Below are 1,197 nucleotides of genomic sequence, written 5' to 3' on the forward strand. Positions count from 1 at the left end.
AACCTGCTCTGGCTTGGCCTCTTTCTGACGTTGAACTAACAACTCTTGATTAAGCGCAGTTATTTCTTTGCGCAAGCGCCCTAGCTCATTATTCGAATTAGACAGCTGACCTTTGACTGAAGCAAGCCGTTGCGTTGCAGCAGTTCTTGCGCTCTCAGCTTCTTCCAAAGCGACAGCCAATCTGTCTACCTCTGCCCGCGTATCTTTTTGACGTTTAACAATTGCATTGTACGCAGCGCTGCGCTGACCCAACTCTTTCACTTTACCGTTTAGGGTGCTTTGAAGAGTACGCGCTTTTTTCTGCGATTCAGCCAAGCGCATCTCAAGCTCAGAAACCAGCTGAGAGCTGCTTGAGAACTCTTCTTCAATCAATGCGATTTTTTGCTTCTGTGTATCAATAATTTGCTCGGCAATACCAAGCTGCGATGCAGTGTCACCCTTAACCTGCTCTAGAAATCGTGTGCGCTTTTGAGCTGAAGTCAATTGGTCATTTAACTCTGCGATCGAATTCGATTTTAAAGAAACATCTGATTCTAGCTCTGCTATCAATGCACTTTTTGCCGACAACTCAAGCTCAAGCGCATTTTTTTCCAACGTTGTGTTCGTTAAGACACCCGCTGAAACCGCAAAGCCAATTGAGGCCACGCCCAGCATCGCTAATCTGAATTTACTTTGTTTTTTAAGGTGCGCTACCCACTCATTCGCCAACGCTTCGCTATTTTCAACGCTAACACTAGGCTCTACTTCTTTGTCAGTCATCACCGTTCACCCAAATGACACTCAGATCCATCTGTTAATTAAATGTGAAAAAGTTCAAAATACCATTCCTTAAAGACTAGCACGTCCGCCCTGTTTGGCTAACTTAATCATCTAAAAGTAGAACTATGAACGATTTTTACACCCGCATCGCTCAATCTGACATTGGCAAAAGCATTTTCGACGGCATCGGGCTACCAAGCCCGCCAAAGCTAAAGCGCTCGCCCGAGGTTTCTTTAGAGCAACCCAGAGGTCGCATTCTTGTTGCCGGAGCACTCAATGCAACAGCAATGCGCAGAACACTGTCTGAACTATCCAGCACCGATGCAAACATCTCTATGCCTTTTTGGGATGAAGCGTCGTCAGCCGCTCTATTTTCAAAACACAATGCAGCAAGTCAAAAGAAGATCGAGCAGATCAGCTTCAATCAAGTTTCTAATC

Annotated in this window: 2 protein-coding genes; one reads left to right on the forward strand and one right to left on the reverse strand. The window is 45.4% G+C overall.

What is annotated here, in order from left to right; all coding sequences use genetic code 11:
* Positions 1-759: hypothetical protein (locus tag A3751_RS14660; protein WP_156492486.1), on the reverse strand; the 759-nt coding region annotated here is incomplete at its 3' end.
* 125 nt (positions 760-884) lie between these two features.
* Here A3751_RS14660 and A3751_RS14665 point away from each other — a divergent pair.
* Positions 885-1,197 (forward strand): hypothetical protein (locus A3751_RS14665; protein ID WP_369821247.1); only part of this gene is annotated, 313 nt, incomplete at its 3' end.

Source organism: Oleiphilus sp. HI0080 (assembly GCF_001635135.1).